Origin of the sequence: Xanthomonas cannabis pv. cannabis (assembly GCF_000802365.1) — a bacterium.
In the GTDB taxonomy this organism is placed as follows: domain Bacteria; phylum Pseudomonadota; class Gammaproteobacteria; order Xanthomonadales; family Xanthomonadaceae; genus Xanthomonas; species Xanthomonas cannabis.
Genome location: NZ_JSZE01000249.1, coordinates 1 through 221, shown reverse-complemented (window position 1 = coordinate 221; position 221 = coordinate 1). Strand labels below are relative to the sequence as shown.

At 66.5% G+C, this 221-nt stretch carries 1 protein-coding gene; it reads right to left on the bottom strand.

The annotated features are described in order from the left end of the window. Positions 1-221: autotransporter-associated beta strand repeat-containing protein (locus tag OZ10_RS20280; RefSeq protein WP_039566945.1), on the bottom strand; the 221-nt coding region annotated here is incomplete at both ends.

Below are 221 nucleotides of genomic sequence, written 5' to 3'. Positions count from 1 at the left end.
GTCAACGCCAGATCGGCTGCATTGGCAATGCTCAGGTCCGCGCCCAGGTTGATGCTGTTGCCCAGCGCCAGGGCGATCGCGTTGCTCAAGCTGGCATTGCCCAACACCGACAGGCTGCCGCTGCCCAACGCCGTGTTGCTGCCAACCGCCAGCGTGCCGGCGTTCAACACCGTGCCACCGGCGTAGCTGTTGGCGCCATCGAGCGTGAGCGTGCTCGTGCC